The 15,853-nt window shown below is 65.1% G+C and carries 15 protein-coding genes; 8 read left to right on the forward strand and 7 right to left on the reverse strand.

Going from position 1 to position 15,853, the window contains the following annotated elements; translation table 11 throughout:
- Positions 1 to 3: 3 nt before the first annotated feature.
- Genes QP803_RS03815 through QP803_RS03825 form a run of 3 tightly spaced genes read right to left on the reverse strand, consistent with a single transcriptional unit; the run spans position 4 to position 3,814 of the window.
- On the reverse strand, positions 4 to 2,412 hold the full coding sequence (locus tag QP803_RS03815; protein WP_284946359.1) for an aerobic carbon-monoxide dehydrogenase large subunit: 2,409 nt from the start codon (positions 2,410 to 2,412) through the stop codon (positions 4 to 6).
- The gene (locus QP803_RS03820) at positions 2,412 to 2,933 is read right to left on the reverse strand and encodes a (2Fe-2S)-binding protein (RefSeq protein WP_284946360.1); all 522 of its coding nucleotides are present in this window, start codon (positions 2,931 to 2,933) and stop codon (positions 2,412 to 2,414) included. The genes QP803_RS03815 and QP803_RS03820 overlap by 1 nt, the downstream gene beginning before the upstream one ends.
- Positions 2,934 to 2,947: 14 nt before the next feature.
- Positions 2,948 to 3,814 carry an FAD binding domain-containing protein gene (locus tag QP803_RS03825; protein ID WP_284946362.1) on the reverse strand — a complete coding sequence of 289 codons (867 nt, stop codon included), beginning with the start codon at positions 3,812 to 3,814 and terminating at the stop codon, positions 2,948 to 2,950.
- Positions 3,815 to 4,055: 241 nt separating this feature from the next.
- Here QP803_RS03825 and QP803_RS03830 point away from each other — a divergent pair, with 241 nt between their 5' ends.
- Positions 4,056 to 4,859, forward strand: coding sequence for a LytTR family DNA-binding domain-containing protein (locus tag QP803_RS03830; RefSeq protein ID WP_284946363.1), 804 nt, complete (start codon positions 4,056 to 4,058; stop codon positions 4,857 to 4,859).
- A gap of 106 nt (positions 4,860 to 4,965) precedes the next feature.
- On the opposite strand, the gene QP803_RS03835 is transcribed toward QP803_RS03830, so the two are convergent.
- Together QP803_RS03835 and QP803_RS03840 are read right to left on the reverse strand one after the other, a co-directional pair.
- Positions 4,966 to 5,583 (reverse strand): alpha/beta hydrolase, encoded by a 618-nt coding sequence (locus tag QP803_RS03835; RefSeq protein WP_284946365.1) that lies wholly within the window; start codon positions 5,581 to 5,583, stop codon positions 4,966 to 4,968.
- Positions 5,580 to 6,965: a CoA transferase gene (locus QP803_RS03840; protein ID WP_284946366.1), complete on the reverse strand. Its 1,386-nt coding sequence runs from the start codon at positions 6,963 to 6,965 to the stop codon at positions 5,580 to 5,582. Before QP803_RS03840 ends, QP803_RS03835 begins: the two co-directional genes overlap by 4 nt.
- An 86-nt stretch (positions 6,966 to 7,051) precedes the next feature.
- On the opposite strand from QP803_RS03840, the gene QP803_RS03845 reads away from it, so the two are divergent.
- Entirely contained in the window at positions 7,052 to 7,705 is a 654-nt protein-coding gene (locus tag QP803_RS03845) for an SCO family protein (RefSeq protein WP_284946368.1), read from the forward strand.
- Positions 7,706 to 7,732: 27 nt separating this feature from the next.
- Here the strand turns inward: QP803_RS03845 and QP803_RS03850 are convergent, their stop codons facing one another.
- Both QP803_RS03850 and QP803_RS03855 read right to left on the reverse strand, forming a co-directional pair.
- Entirely contained in the window at positions 7,733 to 8,872 is a 1,140-nt protein-coding gene (locus QP803_RS03850; RefSeq protein ID WP_284946370.1) for a glutathione-independent formaldehyde dehydrogenase, read from the reverse strand.
- 133 nt (positions 8,873 to 9,005) lie between these two features.
- Positions 9,006 to 9,725: a tRNA1(Val) (adenine(37)-N6)-methyltransferase gene (locus QP803_RS03855; protein WP_284947816.1), complete on the reverse strand. Its 720-nt coding sequence runs from the start codon at positions 9,723 to 9,725 to the stop codon at positions 9,006 to 9,008.
- A 213-nt stretch (positions 9,726 to 9,938) separates the two neighbouring features.
- Here QP803_RS03855 and QP803_RS03860 point away from each other — a divergent pair, with 213 nt between their 5' ends.
- The 6 genes from QP803_RS03860 (at position 9,939) to QP803_RS03885 (ending at position 15,835) form a co-directional block, all read left to right on the forward strand.
- The gene (locus QP803_RS03860; protein WP_284947817.1) at positions 9,939 to 10,877 is read left to right on the forward strand and encodes a polyprenyl synthetase family protein; all 939 of its coding nucleotides are present in this window, start codon (positions 9,939 to 9,941) and stop codon (positions 10,875 to 10,877) included.
- Between the two features lie 57 nt (positions 10,878 to 10,934).
- On the forward strand, positions 10,935 to 11,438 hold the full coding sequence (dps, locus tag QP803_RS03865) for a DNA starvation/stationary phase protection protein Dps (protein ID WP_284946372.1): 504 nt from the start codon (positions 10,935 to 10,937) through the stop codon (positions 11,436 to 11,438).
- 83 nt (positions 11,439 to 11,521) lie between these two features.
- Positions 11,522 to 13,246 carry a thiol reductant ABC exporter subunit CydD gene (gene cydD / locus QP803_RS03870; protein ID WP_284946374.1) on the forward strand — a complete coding sequence of 575 codons (1,725 nt, stop codon included), beginning with the start codon at positions 11,522 to 11,524 and terminating at the stop codon, positions 13,244 to 13,246.
- Positions 13,243 to 14,871, forward strand: coding sequence for a thiol reductant ABC exporter subunit CydC (gene cydC, locus QP803_RS03875; RefSeq protein ID WP_284946375.1), 1,629 nt, complete (start codon positions 13,243 to 13,245; stop codon positions 14,869 to 14,871). The genes cydD and cydC overlap by 4 nt, the downstream gene beginning before the upstream one ends.
- A gap of 93 nt (positions 14,872 to 14,964) precedes the next feature.
- Positions 14,965 to 15,342, forward strand: a complete 378-nt coding sequence (locus tag QP803_RS03880; protein WP_284947818.1) for an OmpA family protein — start codon at positions 14,965 to 14,967, stop codon at positions 15,340 to 15,342.
- 100 nt (positions 15,343 to 15,442) lie between these two features.
- Positions 15,443 to 15,835 (forward strand): FtsB family cell division protein, encoded by a 393-nt coding sequence (locus QP803_RS03885; RefSeq protein WP_284946376.1) that lies wholly within the window; start codon positions 15,443 to 15,445, stop codon positions 15,833 to 15,835.
- Positions 15,836 to 15,853: the final 18 nt, after the last annotated feature.

The following is a 15,853-nucleotide window of genomic DNA, read 5'->3' on the forward strand; positions in this document are numbered from 1 at the left end:
GGATCAGCCTGCGATGTTCAGGGCCCGCAGCTGCTGCCAGGTGCGGTAGGAGTTGTGCGGCATGCCGGTATGGGTGACGCCGAGATGCGCGAAGGCATCAACCACCGCATTGCTGAAGCAGGGGATGGAGCCGACATGCGGTGACTCGGCCACGCCCTTGGCGCCGATCGGGTGATGCGGCGACGGGGTGACGGTGAAATCCGTCTCCCAATGCGGCGTTTCCATGGTGGTCGGCAGGAAGTAATCCATCAAGGTGCCGCCGAGCACATTGCCTTGCTCGTCATAGGGCAGCTCCTGCCCGAAGGCGACGGCGAAACCTTCCGTAAGCCCGCCATGGATCTGGCCTTCGATGATCATCGGGTTGATGCGCGTCCCACAATCATCCAGGGCGTAGAAGCGACGGACCTTGATTTCGCCGGTGCGCTTCTGGATGTCGAGCACCGTGAGATAGGCGCCGAAGGGGAAGGTGAAGTTCGGCGGATCGTAATAATCGACCGCCTCCAGACCCATCTCCATGCCTTCGGGCACGTTGTTATACGCGGCCCAGGCGATTTCCTTCATGGTCTTCGCACGCGCCGGATCGCCCTTGACGCGAAACTGGTCGAGGTCGAATTCCATATCGTCGGGCGAGACTTCCAGCAGATGCGCCGCGATCTTGCGCGCCTTCTCGCGGATCTTGTGGGAAGCGCGGGCAATGGCCGCCCCTGCGACCGGTGTCGATCGCGAACCGTAGGTACCGAGACCATAGGGCGCGGTTGACGTATCCCCTTCCTCGACATTGATCAGCGACGCCGCGATGCCGGCCTCGCTGGCAATGATCTGGGCATAGGTGGTCTGGTGGCCTTGGCCTTGGCTGATGGTGCCCATGCGCGCGATGGCCGAGCCATCGGGATGGACGCGGATTTCACAACTGTCGAACATGCCGATGCCCAGGATGTCGCAGCTTTTGGACGGGCCGGCGCCGACAATCTCGGTAAAGGTGGTGATGCCGATGCCCATGAGCGTCGGGCAATTGGGGTCGGCGCGCTTGGCCGCCTGTTCGGCACGCAGCCCGTCATAATCGACGGCCTTCATCACCTTGCGCAGGGCGGGCTCGTAATCGCCGGAATCGTAGTCGAGACCGAGCGCCGAATGATACGGGAACTTGTCTTTGGTGATGAAGTTCCGCAGCCTGATCTCGGCTTTGTCGATGCCGAGTTTCTGCGCCAGGACATCGATCATACGCTCGATGATATAGACCGCCTCAGTGACCCGGAAGGAACAGCGGTAGGAGACGCCGCCGGGAAACTTGTTGGTATAGACGCCATCGACGGAGACATGGGCGTTCGGGATGTCATAGGATCCCGTGCAGACATGGAACATGCCCGCCGGCCATTTGGTGGGATCGGCGCAGGCATCGAAGGCCCCGTGATCGGCCAGAACATTGACGCGCATCGCTTTGATCCGCCCGTCCGTGTCGGCGGCCAATTCGCCGGTCATCCAATAGTCGCGTGCGAAGGCCGTGGTCGTCAGATTCTCGTTGCGCGATTCGATCCACTTCACGGGACGCCCGAGCACGATGGAGGCGACAATGGCGGTGACATAGCCTGGATAGACGCCGACCTTATTGCCGAACCCACCACCGATATCGGGAGAGACGATGCGGATCTTCGATTCTGGAATGGAGGAGAGCAGCCCCACAACGGTGCGCACCACATGCGGCGCCTGGGAGGTGATCCATACCGTGAGATCGCCCCGGATGGCATCGTAACTCGCAACGCAGCCGCAGGTTTCCAGCGGGCAGGGATGCACGCGCGGATAGAGCATATCCTGCTTCACCGTCACGGCCGCGTTCTCGAAGGCGCGGTCGGTGCGGTCCTTGTCGCCGATCTGCCAGTTGAAGATGTGGTTGGCGTGGCGCCGCGCACCATGGGCGCCGACATCCTTGCCCGCGAGATCCTCGCGGATCACCGTCGCATCGGCGTCCATCGCCTTATGCGGATCGACGATGGCCGGCAATTCTTCGTATTCCACTTCGACCAGTTCGGCCGCATCTGCCGCGACATAGCGGTCATCCGCGACGACAAAGGCCACTTCCTGGTTCTGGAAAACGACCTTGCCGTCCGCCAGAACCGCCTGCACGTCGCCGGCGAGCGTCGGCATCCAATGCAGTTTCAGCGGCTTCAGATCTTCGGCCGTCAACACCGCATGCACGCCGGGATGGGCCTTGGCCTTCGAGGTATCGATTGAGATGATGCGCGCATGGGCATAGGGGCTGCGCACCATGACGCCGAACAGCATGCCGGGCAGGTGGATATCATCCACATATGTGCCACGGCCCTGAATGAAACGCGGGTCTTCGCGCCGCTTGCGCGAGCAACCGATGCCTTCGAGCCGCTCGAGGCGGCTGAGGTCGGGCGTGATTTCGTTCATCAGAGGGAAACCTCGGCCATCAGGGGATGTGACGTCTCAACCACTTCGCCGCGCAGCTTGCGGGCGGCGTATTGGATCGCCTTGATGATGTTCTGGTAGCCGGTGCAGCGACAGAGATTGCCCGCCATCCAGTAGCGGATTTCCTCCTCCGTCGGATCGGGGATTTCCTGCAGCAGGCGATAGGCGCGGGTGATCATGCCAGGCGTACAGAAGCCGCATTGTAGGCCGTGCTCCTGCATGAAGCCCTCCTGCAAGGCATGCAGCTGTCCGCCCTTGGCGAAGCCCTCGATCGTCAAAACCTGGGTCTCTTCGCACTGCACGGTCAGGATGGTGCAGGATTTGACGGACTGGCCGTCAAGATCGACGGTGCAGGCGCCGCAATGCGTGGTTTCGCAGCCGATATGCGGGCCGGTATGGGCGAGCTTGTCGCGCAAGGTATGGATCAGCAGCTCGCGCGGCTCGACCAGAACATCGACGGTGGACCCGTTGAGCGTGAAGCTGACGGCGGTCTTCTTGGCCATGGGTGTGCTTCCTTTCAGGCGGCGCAGCGCAGCAGCGCCGCACGCAGCGCGCGCTCGACCATCTGGCCCGCCATGGCGCGCTTGTACTCTTCGTCGCCGCGCAGATCGGCGGCCGGCTCGCAGGCTTCCATCGCATGGCGCCCGGCTTCGGCAATGGCCGCATCATCGACGGTCTTGCCCATGAGCGACGCCTCGGCCGCATCGGCCCGCATCGCGGCCGGCGCCACATTGGTGAGGGCGATCGACACCTCAGCGCAGACACCGCCTTCCAGGCGCAGCACAACGGCGGCGGCGGCGGTCGCGTAATCACCGGTCTTGCGTTTGAGCTTCGCATAGGAGGCGCCGCTTCCGGCCGCTGCCTTGCGAATGCGAATCTGCGTCATCACCTCGTCCGGCTCCATCGCCGTCGCATAGGTGCCGAGGAAGAAATCAGCGGCAGGCACGATACGTTCCCCGTTCGGGCCGACCAGGACGAAACTCGCCCCCAAGGCCAGCATGACGGCGGGATGATCGTTTCCGGGGTCGCCATGCGACACGTCACCGCCGATGGTGCCCTTGTAACGCACCTGAGGGTCGGCGATCTGCCGCGCCGTTTCAACCAGCAGGGGCAGATGCTCGGCGAGCAGGGCGGAGGCGACGATGTCGTGCTCCGTCGTCATCGCGCCGATGTGGATTTCATCGCCGCTCATGACGATTCCGCACAGCTCTTTGACGCGGCGCAGATCAATCAGATGATCGGGCGCCGCGAAGCGCAGCTTCATCATTGGCAGAAGACTGTGACCACCGGCCAGAAGCTTGGCCTGGTCGCCATGCTCACTCAAAAGGGCAATGACGGCCTGAAGTGTATCAGGCGCGTGATAGGCGAACGGACGCGGGATCATCGATCCTCCCATAGCTTAGTCTTTTTGGTCGTGGGATCAGGCTGGCACCCGGTCTTCGCGCTGTGCAACGGCTTTTGCGCCAAACCACCTGAGCGGCGCATGAAACGGGTCTGTGGTCGCGTGAAAGAGACCGCCGGGTCCTTGCGACATCGGTCGAACCTTCGTACCGTCATCGAACAGGGAGCGGCACAGCCTCAACGGCACCCCTCAATCCAAGCGGCTCTCTGGGAGGGGATATTGCGTGAAGCGCGTGCTGGATAAAACGCCGCCGGAACCAAGCTTTCAGCACAAGCTGGAACAATTTAACCCAGGTATTGTCTGGCTGGATGCCGAACGCCGAGTGACGGCGATGAACGATGTCGCGATCCAGGTGCTGCGGCCAGCGGCGGAGCCCGGACTGGGCGTACCGCTCGATGACATGTTCGGCGTCGATGTGCTGATGCTGCATCCGCAAAAAAGTCGCGAGAAGATTGCCTTCCTGTTGGGCACAGGCGGCTATGGCGTTGCGGCCCATGGCGACAGATCGCCGCCGCCGCAGGCGATGATGATCAACATCCCAGACAGAATGCTGATGATCAAGGTGTCGCAGATGGTGGCGGCGGACGGCACTGTCGGCACCTGCATGATCTTCTATGATTTGACGGATGTGACGACAGCGCCTCGCGCGGCTGGATATAGCGGCGACACAACGGGTGTCGAGCCGGCGCGCTTGCTGTCACGCATTCCGGTGTATCGACACAATAGAATCATGCTCGTGGACGTCAAAGAGATCGGCCGTTTGGAAGGCGACGGGCATTACACCACCATCGTCGGCACGGGAGATCGTTACCTCTCCAATCTGTCGCTGTCCGTTCTGGAAAGCCGGCTCGATCCGCAGCGTTTCATGCGCGTGCATCGCAGCCACATTGTCAATCTCGATTACGTCTCGGAAATCATCCGCGAGGATGATGGCTTCCTCGTCGCCTTGCAGGAGCCGCTGGGGCCGCCGGTGCCGGTCAGCAAGCAAAAGCTCGCAGCCCTGAAGGAGCGGTTCGGGCTGGTTTAGGCGGGATGGATTAAGTCCAAACCGCTATATACGAACCCCGTCATGCTCTGCGCAGGCATGCCATGACGAAAGACTTGGTCGTTGAACCGGCTCAACAATCCCTTGCTTAGCCGATGGTGTCCAGCCAGGCCTTCGCGAGCGTCACGTCCGTTTGCGACAGGCCGTGGCCACCGGGCAGAACCTTGTGTTCGACGATGGCACCGCGTGCGGACAGCATCGCGGCGAGACGCGCCGGATTTTCGGTCGGCACGATCGGGTCATTGGCCCCCGACAGAATCTGCACCGGCGTGCCAGTGAGGTCTGAGCCGCCCGGCTCCGTCAGCGGCACCATCGCGCGAATGAGGCTGCCGGCGGCCAGCACGTCGGGGTGGAGCAGCATCAGCGCCGCCGCGATATTGGCGCCGTTGGAAAAGCCGACCGCGATGGGTGCGGCGAGGCCGTAGGCGGCGCGCGCCTCGGCGACGAAGGCGGCCAGCGCCTGGGCCTGAAGGCGCACATCGGCCTCGTCGAACACACCTTCCCGCAGCCGGCGGAAGAAGCGCGGCATGCCGTTTTCCAGCACCTGTCCGCGCGGCGAGAGCAAGGCCGACCCCGGCGCGATCATCCGGCCGAGGGGCAGCAGGTCGGTTTCGTCCCCGCCTGTGCCGTGCAGCAGCAACAAGGGCGGCGCGGCGGGGTCGGAACCCGGCTCGAAGCGATGAATGAAGGACAGGGCTGAGGTCATGGAGCCACCTGTTGCCAAAGGGGTTGTGCGGCGCCAAGCGGCCCGGCAGGTCGATCCCAATGCATCGGCGCGCCCTCGATCGCAAGCGGTGCGCGCACGCGGCGAGCCGGGCCCCATGCGGTCTGCTCCACAGTCTCGTCCCAATCCGCATCGGTTTCGGTTTCCATGTCTTCACCGGATGGCGGTGCGCCACTGACGAGGAGAGCCGCCGTGCGTGCCAAGGAGGCGCGGGCCTCAAGACCCGCACCAGTGTCCAACCGCGCCGTCAACCCGCGCAAAACGGCGGCGGCCATCAGGTAGCCGGTCGCCTGATCCAGCGCCTGCACGGGCAAAGGGGTCGGCCGGTCGCGGCCCAGGCGGCGCATGCCGGCATCGGCGATGCCGGTGCTCATCTGCATCAGGCTGTCAAAGCCACGGCGGTCCCGCCATGGGCCGGTCCACCCATAGGCATCGAGGCTGACATCGATCAGCGTGGGATTGAGCCCCCGCCTGCGCGCGGCGCCGAAGCCGGAGGCGTCCAGCGCGCCGGGCCGATAGCCATGAACCAGCACATCCGTCTCCGCGATCAGCCGTTCGAGCATGGCGCGTCCCGCCGGTTCTCGCAGATCGAGAGGGGCGCAGCGTTTGCCGATTGTCACTTCCGGCGCCAGGGCGGGCTCGTCCCAGAAGGGCGGGTCGAGGCGCAGGACATCCGCGCCGTAGCCGGCGAGGAAGCGTGTGGCCACCGGCCCCGCGAGCACGCGTGTGAGATCAAGGACGCGGATACCGGCGAGCGGGCGCTTTGCATCGAAGGGCCATATCGGCTTCGGGCCGGACCCCATGGCGGCGCGGTGCAGCAGCGGTTCGGCCGAGACGGCGCGGCCCTGCGGATGCGTCGCCCAATCCTCCAAAGCGCGCATTGTCGCGGCGCAGCCCCCTGCGGCGACGATGGCCGCTTCAAGATCATCGGCCTTCCAGCCTGCCGCGGCTTGTGTCACCGCCGTTTTTTCGCCCGCAACGCCGAGCACCGAAAGGGCCGCCGCGCGATGCGCCGGTGCATTGGTATGCAGCCTGATCCACGTGTCGCTCGCGGCGTAATCGCCCGCGATGGCATCCCAGGCACCCGGCGGGGACCAGCCTTCGGGGCGGAGCGATGTCGCGAACCAGATCGAGACCAAGCGGCGATCGACGATCACGCCGGGCATGCGCCCGCTGCGCGCGAAGACGAATTCTGCGACGGCCAGGCCGGCCGCACCGACCGACGCGGCGGCGAGATCGGTGACGGGAAAAACCGAGGGGAGGTCGCCCTGACCGGTGAAGGTGACGGCGGAGGGGGCATCGGGCGCGCCACCCAAGGCCTGCCAAACCTCGGGTAAAAAGGACGCAGCGTGACAAGATGTCATGGCTCTGCCTCGGTCGCTGGGCTTGCTGGTCGCGCGACGGCGTTCCTTTAGTATGCCACACGCCCACAGGCGAGAAGGAGCGGCCGATGATTAAGGTTCTGCGTGGGGTCGGGCTTGCCCTGATGGCGGTGATCGTCATCGCCTTCGCGGTCGTCTCTGTGGGCGGTGGCAGCCTGCTGCCGAAATTGGAGCGGATGGCGGGGCTGGTGCCGGACGATAGTGGCGGTGGCACCGTGGCCGGCGCGTCCATCGGCGGCCCCTTCACCCTGACCAATGCGGCCACGGGCGCGACGGTCACGGACCAGACCTATCGGGGCCACTGGATGCTAGTCTATTTCGGCTACACCTTCTGCCCCGATGTCTGCCCGACCGACCTGCAGCGCATCTTCGCGGCCTTCAAGCTGATGGGGCCGAAGTCCGACAGCATCACACCGATCTTTGTCACGGTGGATCCTGCGCGTGACACGGCACCAGCGCTCGCGCGCTATGTCGCGCTGTTCAGCCCGAGGCTGATCGGCCTGACCGGCAGCCAGACGGCGATCGATTCCGTGGTCAGTGCCTATCGTGTTTATGTCTCGAAAGTGCCCGGTACGGCAGGGGCGCCCTATTTGGTGAACCACTCGGCCTTCATCTACCTGATGAACCCAGAGGGAAATCTGGCCGGAATCTATCCGCCGGACACCAACGCCGCAGACCTCGCCCGCCTGCTCGGGCAGGCGGTCACGACGCCCGCGTCTTAAACGCGAGCGTTGTTCTCAGCCGGACGATCAGGCCGCCGGCTTTAGCACCACCTTGGTCCAACCGGCGTCGCGCTTATCGAAATGCTTGTACGCATCCGGAGCGTCATCGAGCGACAGCCGATGCGAGATGATCTTGGACGGCGTCGCCTTGCCGACCTGGATCAAGTCTCGCAACCGGCGGTTATAGGCCTTCACATTGGCCTGGCCGGTGCGGATCTGCTGGCCCTTGAACCAGAAGGCGCCGAAGTCGAAGGCCATCTTGCCTTCCTTCGCCAGGGCATCCTTCGCGCCCGGGTCCTGCGGGATGAAGACGCCGACAACACCAATGCCGCCCGTGGCCTTTGTCGAGGCGACGACACTGTTCATGGTGTAGGCATTTGCCTCGCGACCATGGCGATCGCAGCACTGGTAGCCGACACATTCGCAGCCGCGATCGGTGCCGAGACCGTTGGTGTGGCTGAGGATCTCCTCGACCGGATCGCAGCGGCGCATATCGACGGGAATGGCGCCCAACTGCTTGGCGAGATCGAGCCGGTCGTCATGCGCATCGACCACGAACACCCGAGCAGCCCCTTTGATCATAGCGGAATGCGCTGCCATCAGGCCCACGGGGCCAGCGCCGTAAATGGCGACGGTCTCACCGGGGAGCAGACCCGCCAATTCGGTGGCGTGCCAACCGGTCGGGAAGATATCCGAGAGCATGACATAATCGTCCTGCTTCTCCTCGGCGTCGTCGGGCAGCGACAGGCAGTTGAAGTCCGCATAGGGCACGCGCAGAAGCTCGGCCTGGCCGCCTTCATAGGGTCCCATTTCGGCGAAGCCATAGGCGGCGCCCGCTGTGCCGGGATTGCAGGTCAGGCAATAGCCCGTCAGGCCGCGCTCGCAGTTCTCGCAAAAGCCGCAGCCGATGTTGAAGGGCAAGCACACCCAGTCACCCTTTTTGATCCGGTCCACGCCGGGTCCAACCTCGACGACCTGGCCAAGATTTTCGTGGCCCAGGACGCGGCCTTTCTCGAAGCTCGTCCGACCCTCATACATATGCAGATCAGAGCCGCAGATGTTCGTGGTGGTCATCCGCACCACGGCATCGGTGGGCTTTTCGATCTTCGCGTCCGGCACCTTGGCGACTTTGACGTCGCGCGGCCCATTGTAGATTACTGCTTTCATACGGCGCTCCAATTCCAAATGCCGTGCCTCAAGACACGGCACCCCGCACATGGCGGGGAGGGGCGACGGTTACAGCCGTGGGATTGAGGGGATGTCGCCTTCGTGACTGATTGCACTTGGATCGGCTGCGTTGTTAGCGCAATGCGAGGGAGTCGCCTTGCCTGAGAACGGCCTCGGCCGCGTCGGTGTAATGCGCGTCCTCATGCAGGATGAGGCCGGGAAGCATCCGGAAATCACCACGCGCGCCGTGGATCGCCTGGATCAGCAGGATGCGAGACTCTCGCCCGGCCCTCGGCCAGAGCGGGAACAGCACCCCGGCGCCGCAGCCCGCGACCGCCAGGGCGGCCAAGGTTTCGGGGAGGGCACGCGGCGGCACGACAAGCGTCAGCGTCCCGCGCGGGCGCAGCAGGCGTGCCATCGCGGCAATCCATTGGGTCGCGAGGCCCGGTTCCGCCATTTTGGCGCGGTGCCGCAAGGCGTCCTCGGGCAGGGACCCCGCTGCATCATGCCAGGGCGGGTTCGCCATCGCATGGTCGAACGGCGTGTCGGTTGCAGGTTGGGCAAGAATATCGCCGGTTCGCACGAACAAGTGGCTCGGGTCGTTTCGCCCAAAATTGATCGTGGCGATGGCGGCCATGGCGGGCTCGATTTCGATGCCGACCCCCGTGATGCCTGGAACACGGCGGGAAAGGCATAGCAGCCCCGCGCCAGCGCCCGTTCCCGCTTCTAGAACCCGGTCGCCAGGCCTTGCCGGGATCGCTGCCGCCATGAAGATCGGCTCGATGCCTGTGCGATAGCCGTCGACAGGCTGCGCATAGGGCACGGCGCCGCCCAGAAGGTGGCCTTCGGTCACATCCAAACCCAAGCCTCCCCTTGCCCCCGGTAGCGATATCGATCGTTTTGTGCGATGCCCCTCGCGGTCGCACAATGACCGTGCTTCTTACCCGCGTCTTATCACCGCAAGAAGGGTTCCAGCTTGGGTGTGCTCACCAGCGTGACGTCTTCGCCCACAGAGTCCGCCGCCCCGGATGCCCTCGCCGTGCTGCTGGCCTTGCTGGAGCCCGATATGGCCGCCTGTGGCCGCGCCATCGTGGCGCGCATGGACAGCCCTGTCGCGCTTATTCCCCAACTCGCTGCGCATATCGTGGCGGCCGGCGGAAAGCGCCTGCGTCCCCTCTTGACCCTGGCGGCGGCGCGGATGTGTGGCTACGCGGACGGAGACCGGCACGTGAACCTCGCGGCCTGCGTCGAATTCATCCACACCGCGACCCTGCTGCATGACGATGTGGTCGATCAAAGCATGCTTCGTCGCGGCATGGCCTCAGCCAACTCGGTCTTCGACAACAAGGCGCCCGTTCTGGTGGGTGATTTCATGTTCACCCGCGCCTTCCAGTTGATGATCGAGGACGGTTCGCTGCATGTGCTGCGCATCCTGTCCCACGCATCCGCCACCATTGCCGAGGGCGAGGTGCTTCAACTCGTGACCCAGCATGACCTGACGACGACGGAGGAGAAATATCTCGAAGTCGTGCGCGGCAAGACTGCCGCCCTGTTCGCGGCGGCGGCGCAGGTCGGCGCCGTGGTCGCCGGCCGGCCCGAGGCCGAGGAGCGGGCGCTGGCGGAATACGGCCATAGCCTCGGCATCGCCTTTCAGCTGGTGGATGACGCCCTGGATTACGTCGCCGATGAGGCGGTGCTGGGGAAAACGGTGGGCGACGATTTCCGCGAGGGCAAGATCACCCTGCCCATCCTCATTGCCTATCAAAAAGGCAGCGCGGAGGAGCGGCGCTTCTGGGCCAGGACCTTGGAAGACGGCGACCAGTCCGATGCGGATTTCTCCCACGCCATGGAATTGCTGGGTCGTCATGGCGCCATCGACGCCACACTGGTGCGGGCCGGCCAATTCGTGCGCCAAGCGCAGGAGTCACTGAGCCTCTTTCCGCCCTCCGCCCTGCGGCAGGCGTTGATCGACGTCGGGACCTATACCATCAGCCGCGCGCATTGACGGCGGCCCATACCGGACCCACCTTCCGCTCACGATAACGGCAGAAGGAAACCCGACATGGCAGACGGCACGATCCATAATCACAAGACGAAGAACAACCTCGACGGCAATGCTAAGAAGGTGTCGATCGACATTCTGAACGCGCGTCTGGCGGATACCATCGATCTCGCTTTGATCACGAAGCAGGCCCATTGGAACCTCAAAGGTCCGCGCTTCATCATGATCCATGAGCTGCTGGATAACTTTCGCGATCAGATCGACGAGCATGTCGACACGATGGCCGAGCGTATCGCTCAGCTCGGCGGCACGGCCCTGGGCACCACCCAAGCCGTCGACAAGGCCACGACCGTGAAGCCCTATCCGCTCGACCTCTACAAGATCGAGGACCATCTCGCGGCGTTGATTGAGCGCTACGCAACGGTCGCCAATGCCGCCCGCAAGGCGATTGACGACACTGACGAAGCCGGTGACGCGGATACCGCCGATATCTTCACGGCAGCGTCACGCGATCTCGACAAGGCACTCTGGTTCCTGGAAGCCCATGTGCAGGAGCCGGCGTAAGACCGCCTGCTAACGAAAATGTAGACTGTTAACGAGACGGCCCCGCTGGGCAGCGGGGCCGTCTCGCGCTATGCCCAATCCCGATGGATTCCTCGAAAAAAGCGGTCAGTGCGTGGTTGCGTCAGCAGGGTGACATCGGTCGCCGTGTCGCGGCCGGCGCCATTGCATTCGGACTTCTCGGCGCCCTTTTCGGCATCATCCAGGCGGCTGCAGCAGCTGATCTTCTGCGCGCCCTCATTCTTCCGAGAGACCAACCGGTTGTCGTCGCCGCGCTCATTTTCGCGCTCAGTGCGATCGCGCGCGCGACACTGGGCATCATGGCCGACACCGCGAGCTTCGCTGCCGGTGCCGCAGGTCGCCGGCGGTTGCGCAGCGAAGTCATGGCGCGGTTGCTCTCGGTTGGGCCGAGCCTGCTCCGGCAGGGCCACAGCGCGCAGCTGGCCGGCATCGTCGTCGATCGGATCGAAGCGCTGGACGGGCTCTTTGCGCGCTGGATCCCCAGCGCCTTCCTGGCTGTCGCCGCCCCCTTGCTCATCGTCATTGCCGCCGCCATCGCCGATCCGTTTTCGGCGCTGATTTTGGGTCTGTGCGGCCTCTTCGTGCCCGTCGGCATGGCCGTCGCAGGCATCGGCGCCGCCGTGGCGTCGCGGTCCCAGATGACCGCGATGATGCGGCTCCAGGCCCGCTTCGTGGACCGGATGCGGGGCATCGGCACCATCGTGCTGGCTGGCCGCGCCGACGCTGAAGCCGCGTCCCTTGGTGTCGCGGCGGATGAGTTGCGGCGGCGCACGATGCGCGTGCTGCGCGTCGCCTTCCTGTCCTCGGCCGCGCTCGACTGTGCCGCGGCGCTGGCCCTTGTGGTCATCGCCATCCAGCAGGGCGTTCTGCTGCTCCATGCCCCCAGCGGATCGGCCGAAACGGGCGCGCAGGCCGGCCGGGCCCTGTTCCTGCTGCTGCTGGTGCCGGAATTCTTTGCGCCGCTGCGCAACTTCGCCCTCGCCTATCAGGACCGCTCAAGCGGGGTTGCAGCGGCGGAGGCCCTGATTGCGCTGCCGGCCGCCGATCATGACGCGGCGTCGATCCTGGCCGAACCGCCGGCGGCCGCGCCGACCACGGTGGCCGCGCATGGCATCGGTGTGGCCTTCGAGGATGTACATCTGACCTGGGACAAGGGCCGCGGCCCGGCGTTGGACGGCATCAGCTTTCGCCTGCCGGCGGGTGGCTGCCTTATCCTCGCAGGGCCGTCGGGCGCTGGGAAATCGACGGTCATCGAAATCCTGCTCGGCTTCGTGCGGCCCGATAGCGGGCGCGTCATGCTCAACGGCATGGATATCGCCAGCATCGTGCCACAGGCGTTGTCGCGACTGACAGCCTGGATCGGCCAGAAGCCGGTGCTGTTCGCGGCCTCCATCCGCGACAATATCCGCTTTGCGCGGCCTGAGGCGAGCGGCAGTGAGTTCGAGGAAGCGGTCCGCATGGCGAGCGTCGAAAGCTTCGTCGCCGACTTGCCCCAAGGGTTGGACACGATGATCGGCGAGGGCGGCTACGGCCTGTCCGGCGGGCAGGCGCAACGCATCGCCATCGCCCGCGCCTTTCTGAAGAACGCCCCGTTATTGTTGCTGGACGAACCGACGGCCCATCTCGACCCGGCGACCGAAGCGGAAGTCTTTGAAAGCCTGCGGCGCCTCGCGGTTGGGCGCACCGTGGTGATGGCGAGCCATTCGGCCCAGGCCCATCTTCTCAGTGGACGGCGGCTGAACATGGCCAACGGGCGCTTGCTGCCCACCGACCAGCGCGGCGTCGCGTGACCGATATCATCGCCATCTTCCGTCTCTGGCGGAACCGTGCCGGAGGGATGGCGGCGGGCATCGGCCTGTCATTGCTGGCGCTCGCGGCCGGGCTCGCGATGATGGCCTTTGCCGGCCGATTGACGGCGGTGGCTGTGGTTGCCGGCGTGCTGGCGGCACCACTCATTCTGCGCCTCACCGGCGTCGCCCGTGTCGTGCTGCGCTATGTGGAGCGCGTCGTGACGCATGACGCGACATTCCGCGCACTCGCGGACCTGCGGGTCTGGTTCTTCGCCGGCGTAGCCGAGCGGGCGGCGGGCGGCCTCGGCTTTCGCCGCAGCGGCGACGTGCTGTCGCGCATGGTGAGCGACGTGGACGCGCTGGACGGGCTTTATTCCCGCATCGTCGTGCCGCTCGCCGGCACCATTCTGATCCTGCCAGTGCTGGTGATCGTGCTCGCGATGCGCAACGGGCTGCTCGCCGTCGCGGTCGCCTTCTTGTTTGTGGTCGCGGCTTTCGTCATGCCGGGGATGGCCGCGCGGGGCACGGCGGCGGCGGGCGATCGCCTGTCCCAGGCTTTGTCGGGCCTACGCGTTTCAGTGCTCGATGCCCTGACCGGCTTGCGTGAAGTGCGCGTCTTCGGCGCCGAGGGCCGCATGCTGGCCGCGATGCAGGCGCGGGAGGCGAGCCTTCTGGCGGCCCAGCGCCAGGTCGCGCGCCATGCCCGCTGGGCACAGGCCGCGTCTTTCCTGGTTGCCCAGGCCGCCATTCTGCTGGTGCTGTTGACGGTCGGCGCACCGCCTGCCGCCGCCGTGGGCGCCGCCTTCCTCACCATCGCCGCCTTCGAGGCGATCGGCGGCTTGCCCCGAGCCGGCGCGCTGGCCGGTTACGCCATCGCTGGTGCCCGCCGGGTGCGGGCTATTGCCTTGGAGCCGATGATCGCGCCGGAACCGGCCGCGCCCGTGCCCCTGCCGAGGGACACGACGCTGCGGTTCGAGGGTATCCGCTTTCGCTGGCAGGCCGAGCGCGCAATGGTGATGGATGGCTTGACGATGGACATCCCGGCCGGGTCCCGGGTCGCGATCCTCGGCCCATCGGGCTGCGGTAAATCGACCTTGGCGGCGCTCGCTCTACGGCTGGCGGTACCGGAGGAGGGACGCGTTCTGCTCGGCGGCGTCGATATCGCGCTGCTACGGGCGGCCGACCTGCGGTCGCGGGTCGCGCTGCTATCCCAGCATACGCATCTGTTCGACGATTCGATCCGAGCCAATCTTCTGTTGGCGCGGCCGGATGCCGATGAACCGGCGCTGTGGGCCGCGCTCGACGCGGCGCAGATTGGGGACATGGTGCGCGGCCTGCCGGAACGGCTGGATACCTGGGTCGGGGAGGGTGGTTTCCGCTTCTCCGGTGGTCAGGGACGCAGGCTTGCCCTGGCGCGGGCGCTGCTGTCGCCGGCGCTGGTTCTCATTCTGGACGAACCTTGTGCAGGCCTGGATCTGGAGACGGAACAGGCCTTTCTGAAAACGCTCAACGACCTCGGTCGGGGGCGGACCTTCATTCTCATTGCGCATCGCTTGACCGGGGTGGAACGGTTGGACCGGATCTGGCGTCTGTCAGGTGGCCATGCGGTGGCCGCGACAGCCTGACGTCACTTGACGGACAGCGCTCCGTAAGGCTCCGGTAAGTCCCATAATCCTGGAGAGACTGTCATGCGTCGTCGAGCCGCGATCTTAGTCGTGATGTTGGCCGGTCTCACCGGATGCGCCTATGTTTCCAAGCAATATCACCCCGCCATGCCGACCTTCCTGGTCTTCTTCAGCCCTTGGTCCTCGACCTTGGACGCGGGCGGTGCCCAGACGACGTCAACCGCTGCGGCTGCCGCCTTGAAAGACCCCGATGCGACCGTCCAGGTCGTGGGTTTCGCCAGCACCATCGGCTCGGATGCCGCGAACCAGACCTTGGCCCAGCAGCGAGCCGCCGCAGTGGAGGCGCAGCTCATTGCCGACGGCGTGGATGCAAGCCGCGTCACTGCCATGTCGCGCGGCGCCACCACCTATCAGTTCACCCCGCAGGAATCCCGACGCGTGGAGATCGATATCGTTCACGCCGGCTTCTGATGTGTTTTCTCGCGGTCGCGTGAAGAGGATGCTTGCGTAGAGGATCTCTAAAAAGGCATGAAAGGCAGCAGGATACAGCGCGGCGTTGGAGTATAAGATCATGTCGATCGCGGTGATGATGAAGCGCCGGTTGCGGGCTGCCGTGCCGCCGCTCATCTTTCTTTTGCTGGCGGTTTACTTTGGCTGGAATGCGACGCGGGGTGATCGCGGCTTGGTCGCCCAGCAGCAAGACAAGCTCGACCTTGCGGCGGCGCAGGTGCAGCTCGCGAGCGCCAACGCCGATGTCATGCGATGGGAAGCGAAGATCGATGGGCTTGGCGACAAGGCCTTGGATCTCGATGCGCTGGATGGTCAGGCGCGGAGCATGCTCAATCTGGTCGATCCGCGCGATCTGGTTGTCATGACCAGTACCGGAACCGAATCCGGCGCCGCCCCGATGCTCGGCGCCTCCACCGGGGCGGACCAAGGCGCGCCAGTTAACCCCGGGCAGTAACGCTTGGATGGCGGATAA

It is taken from the genome of Acidisoma sp. PAMC 29798 (assembly GCF_030252425.1).
Taxonomy (GTDB): Bacteria; Pseudomonadota; Alphaproteobacteria; order Acetobacterales; family Acetobacteraceae; genus Acidisoma; species Acidisoma cladoniae.

Excerpts from the sequence above, each read along its gene's own strand:
- QP803_RS03820 (WP_284946360.1), bottom strand. The coding sequence starts at position 2,933 with ATGGCCAAGAAGACCGCCGTCAGCTTCACGCTCAACGGGTCCACCGTC.
- QP803_RS03815 (WP_284946359.1), bottom strand. The coding sequence starts at position 2,412 with ATGAACGAAATCACGCCCGACCTCAGCCGCCTCGAGCGGCTCGAAGGC.
- QP803_RS03840 (WP_284946366.1), bottom strand. The coding sequence starts at position 6,965 with ATGACATCTTGTCACGCTGCGTCCTTTTTACCCGAGGTTTGGCAGGCC.
- QP803_RS03835 (WP_284946365.1), bottom strand. The coding sequence starts at position 5,583 with ATGACCTCAGCCCTGTCCTTCATTCATCGCTTCGAGCCGGGTTCCGAC.
- cydD (WP_284946374.1), top strand. The coding sequence starts at position 11,522 with ATGGATTCCTCGAAAAAAGCGGTCAGTGCGTGGTTGCGTCAGCAGGGT.
- QP803_RS03880 (WP_284947818.1), top strand. The coding sequence starts at position 14,965 with ATGTTGGCCGGTCTCACCGGATGCGCCTATGTTTCCAAGCAATATCAC.
- dps (WP_284946372.1), top strand. The coding sequence starts at position 10,935 with ATGGCAGACGGCACGATCCATAATCACAAGACGAAGAACAACCTCGAC.
- QP803_RS03845 (WP_284946368.1), top strand. The coding sequence starts at position 7,052 with ATGATTAAGGTTCTGCGTGGGGTCGGGCTTGCCCTGATGGCGGTGATC.
- QP803_RS03850 (WP_284946370.1), bottom strand. The coding sequence starts at position 8,872 with ATGAAAGCAGTAATCTACAATGGGCCGCGCGACGTCAAAGTCGCCAAG.
- QP803_RS03825 (WP_284946362.1), bottom strand. The coding sequence starts at position 3,814 with ATGATCCCGCGTCCGTTCGCCTATCACGCGCCTGATACACTTCAGGCC.
- QP803_RS03860 (WP_284947817.1), top strand. The coding sequence starts at position 9,939 with ATGGCCGCCTGTGGCCGCGCCATCGTGGCGCGCATGGACAGCCCTGTC.
- QP803_RS03885 (WP_284946376.1), top strand. The coding sequence starts at position 15,443 with ATGTCGATCGCGGTGATGATGAAGCGCCGGTTGCGGGCTGCCGTGCCG.